The organism is Pseudomonas fluorescens group sp., assembly GCF_020093335.1.
GTDB classification, from domain to species: domain Bacteria; phylum Pseudomonadota; class Gammaproteobacteria; order Pseudomonadales; family Pseudomonadaceae; genus Aquipseudomonas; species Aquipseudomonas petroselini.
The window spans coordinates 39956-47630 of record NZ_JAIOKW010000044.1; the positions used below are offsets into that span (position 1 = coordinate 39956).

Sequence of the window (7675 nt, forward strand, 5' to 3'; positions counted from 1 at the left end):
GCTAATCATGGACAACCAACTCAAAGAACTTAGATCACTGGCGGCCGGCGCTGAAAACCGCCGAACCGAGACAGGCATCCCGCGCGTAGCCATGGTTCAGGGCAAGATCCCAGAGCACCTGCTGGCGGCGGTCTATGACCCCATGATCAATCTGATTCTGCAAGGCAGCAAAAGCATGACGGTGGGTAACCGCACGCTTAAATATGATCCTGCGACCTACTTTGTCATGTCCATCGACCTACCAGCCGTGGGTTCAGTACATCCCGCCGCATCAGGCGAGCCGTATCTGGCAGTCAGTCTGACGCTTGATCCGGCAGTCCTGTCGACATTATTCGGCGACTTGCCCAAACCTGCTGTCCGCATGGAAAATAATCCCGGCTTTTCGGTGGCCTCAGTTACGACCGAGCTGATGGACGCTTGGATACGAATGCTCCGACTGATGGGCGATCCAGATGCCATCGCAGCTTTGGCCCCGGTTTACGAGCGGGAGATCATCTTCCGCGTCCTACAGGGACCGCATGGGTGGATGCTCAGAGAGATCGCAGCGCCTGATACCGCAATGGCCCGCGTTAACATGGCTATTCAATGGATTCGCCGCGACTTTGCCAAGCCCATCGGCGTAGAACGCTTGGCAGAACGAGCATCGATGAGCGTCTCGGCATTTCATCGCCATTTCAAGGCTGTTACCAATTTGAGCCCTTTGCAGTATCAGAAGCGCGTGCGCTTGCTCCAGGCGCGAACACTGATGGTGGCAAATGCCAAGAGCGTCATGGCTGCGGCCTTCGAGGTTGGCTACGAAAGTGCCACGCAATTCAGTCGCGATTATGCTCGCGTGTTCGGGCTACCCCCTGCAAAAGATGCGGGGCGGATCCTCGGGGATACGAGAGACGTCAGGGTGACGTGAGCACTCAACTGAAACCTTCCGCGCAGTGCCGCACGGAGTCAATTGAAGCCAAATCAGTGAGCGGCAATTCTGGGACGAATATCGATGACGGAGTACTGTACCTGATCCACCCTAGTCCTCTCCTGAGGAGGAGGAATCCACCATGAACACCATTGGAAACCTCTGACCTTGCTACCTGCTAAGAATCCGGAATTTAGTAGACCGACGAGGACGGGAGTCGATCCTTAGCTGCCGCTCAGTGGCCAGGCAAGCCAACGATGTCGAGAATATCTCTGAATTCTTTGAGATTAAGGGCTTTGCAATCGTCAGGCACAGATCCATAGCCCCAACTGGCAAAAGCAAACGGTATTCCGTATCCGCGTGCGGCTTCAAAATCGTTCCTATTGTCCCCGATCATTATCTTGGGGAGCTTTCCGTAATCGGCACGCGCTACCAATGCCCCCAGGTGTCTGGGGTCAGGCTTCATAAAGGACACGGTATCCCCGCCACAGACCACATCCATGAATTTCAACAGGTTGGTTTGCTTGAGAATATCGATGGCAATCGATTCGTCCTTATTCGTACAGACAGATATTTGCCACCCCGCTTCTCGCAACGCGTTAAGGGTTTCAATTACCCCGTCATAAGGTTTTGTCATCGGATGGTCAGTGTGTTCGTAACGCGAGATGAAGGTATCAATCGCTTCTTCTATGTTATTTATTCCACGCAAGTAGAACGCTCGCCTGGCAAATGACCGCATTCCGTCACCGAGGAATAATGAAGTTGTTGCGACCAAAATTGGCTCAAGATTCCGCTCGATCAGAATTGCGTTCAATTGCGCTGTCATGTCGTCCGCAGAGTCAACGAGAGTACCGTCAAGGTCAAAAATAATTGCGTCGGCCTGAATCGGGTGTGCAATTTTCAGTTCATTTATCGACATATATCTTTACTCACGTTTTGCAGGGCTGTGGCTAGATGGCAGGGCTCGGGCTATGGCTTTTTTTGCTACGCATCAGCACATACACCGCACCGGATGCGAGTAGCGAGAACACAGCGGCAATCACAAATGCGCCCGCGAATCCCTGGCTGTAACTCTGCTGAGCGAGCCCATTCAGCGTTTTGGTTAAGTCGTGGGGATACATTGCGATAGCACGTGCGAAGTCGCCTGCCATCACGTATTCGGAAAATCCGGGTTTAGCAGACACTCCCGCGTCTATCAGCCTGCTTTCGATCGCCAATTTCACTCCGCTGGCGAGTACCGCTCCCAGCCCGGCGAAACCCAGCAATATGCCGGTAAATCTGGATGTGGTGCTGATGCCGGATGCCATTCCGGCGCGACTCCGAGGAACTGTGCCCATGATCGCCTTCTGGGTTTCGCCATTCAGCAATCCTCCACCAGTTCCCAAAATAGCCATGCCGGAAATCAGCAATAGTTCTCCCTGCTGAATGGCGGAGAACATCAGAATAAGGTTACCCAGTGCAACGATTAAGAGGCCCAGTGCCAGGATGCCCGCGCTGTCAAGGTAAGGCGAAAGTCGCCTACCTACTTGGGGGAAAATCAGCATCGCAATGGCAAATGGAAGCATGGCGATACCCGCTTGGAGTACTCCGTTGCCACGGCCATTTTGTAGAAAGAGCGGTAACAGCGATGCCATGACTTGAGCAGATGAGGCGTAGGCTAGCATCGCGAGTACTGCGCCAACGAAGGGCCTGGCTGTGAACAATTCGAGATCAAGCATTGGGTGGGTGCGGCGTTTTTCGACCCAGACAAAGACTGCGAAAAACAGCAGGCCTCCGATCATGCTCACGAGGACAGGGATACTGGACCATCCATGACTGGGACCGGCTATGAGTGCCCATGTGGCACTGAACATCCCTAGCGCGAACAGCGCAATTCCCGGGATGTCCAATGTTCTCGGAATGGGGTCACGAGATTCATCCACCAGCGTCACGACCGCTGCCGCCAGCAATAAGCAGACTGGGATGTTGATATAGAAAGCCCAGCGCCACCCAAGTGAACTACTGATCACTCCACCAATGAGCGGCGACACAACCATTGTGAGTCCCATGATGCCGCCCCAGATCGCCCATGCGTGGCTACGCGCTTTTTCATCGTGAAAGGTGTGTCCGATGATGGCTAGGGCAGGAGCAAGCAGGAAAGCGGCTCCGACTCCCTGTACCGCTCGCGCCAGATAAAGGCCTGACGCTGAAGGCGCCAAACCACAGGCCAGAGAAGAGACTGCAAAGAGCGCTATTCCGAACAGAAAGACGCGTCGTCGGCCATACCGGTCAGCGATGGAGCCAGCCGGAAGCAGGAGGGCAGCGAAGCAGAGCACGTAGGTGCTTATGACCCACTCGACCTCTGCAAACGATGCCTGAAGATCCCTGGCAATGGTTGGCAAAACAATGCCTACAACGTTCGTATCTAGAACTGTCATGGCACAGCCCGCCGACGCGACAACCAGTATGGCCGCTTCTTTTCTCATGGAATGACAGTCTCTTCTGATAGCGGGAACGGTAACTGCACTTTTTGAAACGGGCGTTTATTTGAATGCAGCTAGCCCGGCTTGAGCGATCTCTTCATCGTGCTGTGGTGTGTCCGCAGATACCCCTACAGCCCCAACGGTGTGTCCGTTGATGATGATCGGAAAACCACCACGCATCAGCACAAAGCCTTGGGCCGTGATGACGGCAGGTCGGGTGCCGTTGACGGCATCTTCTAGCGAGCCGCTAGGACGTCGGAACAGAGCGGCTGTACGAGCTTTTCCGGGAGCCAGTTCTACACCCGCTGGGACAGCGGCGTTGTCCATTCGAGCGAGGAGAATAGGCAAACCAGCACTATCGACAACTGCGATCACGCACGGCCAACCAGCCTTTTGCGCTTGTGTTTGCGCTGCTGTGAGGATCTGTTGAGCGGCGGCAAGCGTCAGAATTGGCTGGCTAGGCAAATCCGATGCTGCTGCTGGCAGAGAGAGCAGAGCAAGCGTTCCAGAAAGAGCCAAGGCAGTCGCGATGTGAGGAAGGCGGAACATGGTGAACTCCTAATGTAGTGAGTCCAATGATTGGAACAGGGGGAATAATTCAGTACAACAAAGCTTGATGGCTTTATAATTCAGAAAAACTGAATACTAGGTTCCGCTGCCATGGACATTCGCCATCTCCGCTCTTTCGTAACAGTGGCGGAAAATCTACATTTTTCACGCTCGGCCGAGCAGCTGGGCGTTTCTGCCCCAACACTCACTGCGCAGATTCAGGAAGTGGAGAGCTTGTTAGAAGCTCGGCTTTTTAATAGAACAAAGCGATCTGTCGCTTTGACGCCAGCTGGGGAAGCGTTTCTGACAGAAGCCCGCGCTACTCTCGAACAATTCGAGAGAGCTGTTAACGTGGGCCAACGTGCAGGCCGAGGCCAGGTTGGCCGAGTGGAAATCGGATACGTGGGTTCAGCCGCCTTTTTCGGGGTACTCCAGGACCAGATCAAGCGCTTTCGCAATCAGTGGCCAGACGTCATGGTGAACACCAAGGAACTCCCTACCGAGCAGCTCACGGCACTTCTCGAGGACGGTCGGATTGACGTGGCCTTTGTACGGATGCCGGTGCATTTGCCCGACGCAATCTCCAGCCGTATTTTGGCCCGAGACCGATTCTGCGTTGCTTTGCCTGCGGACCATATCCTGGCAAAGACAGTTGATGACATTCGCCCGAGTGCGCTTGCTGACGAGTTGTTTGTGCTACCTGAACAGGGGTTAGGGTTGCGTGAAGTGGCCAAGCGCGGGAGATTCGATCCACACATTGGTTCGGCTCCCGGAAGTCTGGTCGCAGTGCTGACACAGGTGGCACTGGGTGTTGGTATAGCAGTCATTCCCAGCGTTCTGATTCAAACTGTTCAACTGCCAAATGTGGTCTTTAGGGAGATAGCTGGGCCTCCCATTTTTTCAGAGGTTGGAGCTTTGTTTCGCCGCCATGAGAGGCTACCGATTGTGTGCAACCTGATTAGCCAGATCCTTGAGACCGATGAACGCGTGTGGAACGGCGATCCTCTGCGGTGGGCACAGAAAGAAATGCTCTGAAGGTTAAACTTCCCGTGGGCCATATGGCGAGATGGTTACTCCTCCAGGGGCTCCTCCACTGGATCAGTACAGGAGATACCAATCAGCGTGTCCTCATTCTCACCCAGCCCCTCAACCAATGCTTTGCCCAAACCTCTGCTTGCGCCGGCCAAGAGCGTTTAAGCGCGGGTTATGCGCTTACCAGTACAAGGGGCACTGGTAGGCCAGTGTAGGGGGCATTGGTTACCGCAGCCATTAAAAAGGCCCCCACACCGGGCTAACGTGTACGAGCCTTTTGAACATAAGCGGCGTTATGTCGACCTAGGCAATACCAAAATTTTTTACTCGCTCAAAATTTCACGGAGGCGCTTCTCAAGCGCCCCTCTGAACAAGATTCGTAGATTGTCTGCATCAAGATTGGAAATAGTCTCTTCAAGTTGAAGCTTAAAAATCAGGTCATGCGTGCGAATCTCACGCCTCCGTGCTTCAAGTGTGGTGGGCGCGCACGCAATCCCGGCGAGTAAATGAGTCGACACGCTATTCACGTGATGAACATCGCCCCTGGCAACAGACATCAATTCTTACCCTCGGTCTCAAAACGTTGAAGACACGCTTACGAATCTGCGCTCCTCTCTAGGGAGTAGTGGGCCTAACACTAAGTTCATAAAGGAACGAAGTGCACCCGTCTTGCGAGTAAAAAACGCACCCAAAATACGCGCCAGTTCCATGGTGGTCCCATGGGGCTATTTTTTGGACGCAAAAAAACCACAAACCATCTATCTTCTATATAAAAATCATGGGATTGCGTTTTAAGAATGTGGCAATGAAGAAGCAATTCGAACCCTCAACAAGTCAAGAATCTACCGTATGCCACTCAGCGTCCACGCAATGACGGCTTTTGGCCGAGAGTAGCCATTCATGAAAGGCCGTTTTGAGACCATTGAAAAGGGGACGAAACGATTCTTCATGGATCAATCCGTCCTCCTTTTTTCGTACTACGACTCAGCGACTGATCCGCCTCGCCTTCTGGATAGCTATGATCAGCCAGCGGAGGGGGCCTCACGATCAAGGAGCTTAGCTGTGAGTAACACGCCCAATTCACTCAGTTGGTGAATTGCCAGCGCGATGTCACGCTGTTTGCCACTCAGGCTTTCGGAGAGGTCGAGCAGAAGGGTGCTGACCGAGGCGAAGGTCTCGTAGCTATTGGTAACGAGGGCTTCATTGCTGGCGTCTGGAGCAACGCAGAAAAGCGCGGTTGAATCCGGTATGACCTTAGACATAAAAGATATCCTGGCTTATGCCGCCACCTCCCCGCTACTAAACGAGTGGGTGGCAGCTGTACGCAGGTTAGTAGACCGGTGGATATCTAAAGCCGGCGCGTCCGAGGACGCCCTGCGCACAGCCGCCATCAAGCACAGACGCGATGTCTGACTGATGAAGCTCATGCACATTTAGATAACCGATCCGGGCTACTAAACCCGATCACCGAGAAGTTCAGCGACCGCGCCACCTTAGATTCGACCCCCCCAGCGCACAAGCCGGCGGATTCTGACGCACGCGTAGGCAATCGGGCAACCCACTCCCCAGCTTTGGGAATTGTCCTAGGACGCCGCCCTCACACCGTCACCACCACCTTGCCCACTTGCTGGTTCGCCTCCAAAAACCGATGCGCTTCCTGCACGTCATCCAACCCAAACGTCTTCGCAATCACCGGAGACAACGCCCCCGACGCCAGCCCTTCCAAAATAAACGCCTTGGCCCGTGCCAACACCACCGGGTCAGCCACGATCTCGGCGTAGAGATACCCCTTGAGCGTCAAACATTTCCCCAGCACGGTAAACAACGGAAACGGTGTCGGCTCCGAGCTCAGCGCGCCGTACTCCAGCAATATCCCGCCCCTGGCCATGCTCTGGGTGAGCGCTTCAAAGCCCGGCCCGCCGATGGGGTCGAACACCACGCGGGCGCCTTGGCCGTCAGTCAATTGCATCACGCGTTCGACCAGGTCCTCTTCATCGCTGACGATGACATGGGCCGCGCCGGCATCCAGCAGCGCCTTTTTTTTCGCACGGGTGCGGGTCACGGCGATGGCGGTGGCGCCGACGCTGCGGGCGATCTGGAAGGCGGCCAGGCCGACGCTGCTGGAGGCGGCGGTCACCAACACCACGTCGCCCTGGGTCAGTTTGGCTTGTTCCACCAGCGCGCCCCAGGCGGTGACGTATTGCATCCAGGACGCGGCGGCTTGCACGAAGCTGAGGGTTTGCGGGTGTTTGACGGTGAGGTGGGCGGGCACGTTGGCCACTTCGCCGTAGGTGCCCCAGCGGGCGATGTCCAGCGGTGGGATGACGCTGACGGCGTCGCCCACTTGAATTTCGGTGACATCGGCGCCGACCGCGACCACCACGCCGGCGGCTTCGTAGCCCAGGCGGCTGGGGAATTCGGCTTCCTGCAGGTAGGCGTGGTTGCGGAACATCACTTCGGCGCGGTTGAGGCCGAAGGCTTTGACGTCGATTTGCACTTCATCGGCGGCGGGGGCGGGGACGTCCACGTCTTCCAGTTTCAAGACGCTGGCGTCGCCGTAGGCGTGAATCCTGACTATGCGTGCCATGAATGTTGACCTCCGTATTGATCCATGAGGCGTTCAATGTAGGCCGGGGACGGTGTGAGATAAAGCAGAACGTCTTGTCCGCGTATCAAGCCTTGGCCGACCTGCGCGACTCCATTCCTTCAAATACCCACATTCCCACCC

Annotated in this window: 7 protein-coding genes and 1 pseudogene; 2 read left to right on the forward strand and 6 right to left on the reverse strand. The window is 55.3% G+C overall.

Annotated elements, in window-relative coordinates; translation table 11 throughout:
* Positions 1-7 precede the first annotated feature (7 nt).
* Positions 8-904, forward strand: coding sequence for an AraC family transcriptional regulator (locus K7431_RS27320; RefSeq protein WP_043206307.1), 897 nt, complete (start codon positions 8-10; stop codon positions 902-904).
* A 235-nt stretch (positions 905-1139) separates the two neighbouring features.
* Here the strand turns inward: K7431_RS27320 and K7431_RS27325 are convergent, their stop codons facing one another.
* From K7431_RS27325 to K7431_RS27335, 3 genes are read right to left on the reverse strand one after another with little or no spacing between them, the layout of a single operon-like run.
* Positions 1140-1823 carry an HAD hydrolase-like protein gene (locus tag K7431_RS27325; protein ID WP_015885012.1) on the reverse strand — a complete coding sequence of 228 codons (684 nt, stop codon included), beginning with the start codon at positions 1821-1823 and terminating at the stop codon, positions 1140-1142.
* A gap of 31 nt (positions 1824-1854) precedes the next feature.
* Entirely contained in the window at positions 1855-3369 is a 1515-nt protein-coding gene (locus K7431_RS27330) for an MFS transporter (protein WP_015885011.1), read from the reverse strand.
* Positions 3370-3426: 57 nt separating this feature from the next.
* On the reverse strand, positions 3427-3915 hold the full coding sequence (locus tag K7431_RS27335) for a GlcG/HbpS family heme-binding protein (protein WP_043205677.1): 489 nt from the start codon (positions 3913-3915) through the stop codon (positions 3427-3429).
* A gap of 111 nt (positions 3916-4026) precedes the next feature.
* Here K7431_RS27335 and K7431_RS27340 point away from each other — a divergent pair, with 111 nt between their 5' ends.
* Positions 4027-4950, forward strand: coding sequence for a LysR family transcriptional regulator (locus K7431_RS27340; protein WP_015885010.1), 924 nt, complete (start codon positions 4027-4029; stop codon positions 4948-4950).
* A 59-nt stretch (positions 4951-5009) separates the two neighbouring features.
* Here the strand turns inward: K7431_RS27340 and K7431_RS27345 are convergent.
* From K7431_RS27345 to K7431_RS27355, 3 genes and pseudogenes are all read right to left on the reverse strand, one after another.
* A pseudogene (locus K7431_RS27345) lies at positions 5010-5102 on the reverse strand (SDR family NAD(P)-dependent oxidoreductase); the annotation flags it as partial.
* 867 nt (positions 5103-5969) lie between these two features.
* On the reverse strand, positions 5970-6209 hold the full coding sequence (locus tag K7431_RS27350) for a DUF6124 family protein (RefSeq protein WP_043205675.1): 240 nt from the start codon (positions 6207-6209) through the stop codon (positions 5970-5972).
* 335 nt (positions 6210-6544) lie between these two features.
* Positions 6545-7534: a zinc-dependent alcohol dehydrogenase family protein gene (locus K7431_RS27355; protein WP_015885009.1), complete on the reverse strand. Its 990-nt coding sequence runs from the start codon at positions 7532-7534 to the stop codon at positions 6545-6547.
* Positions 7535-7675 lie beyond the last annotated feature (141 nt).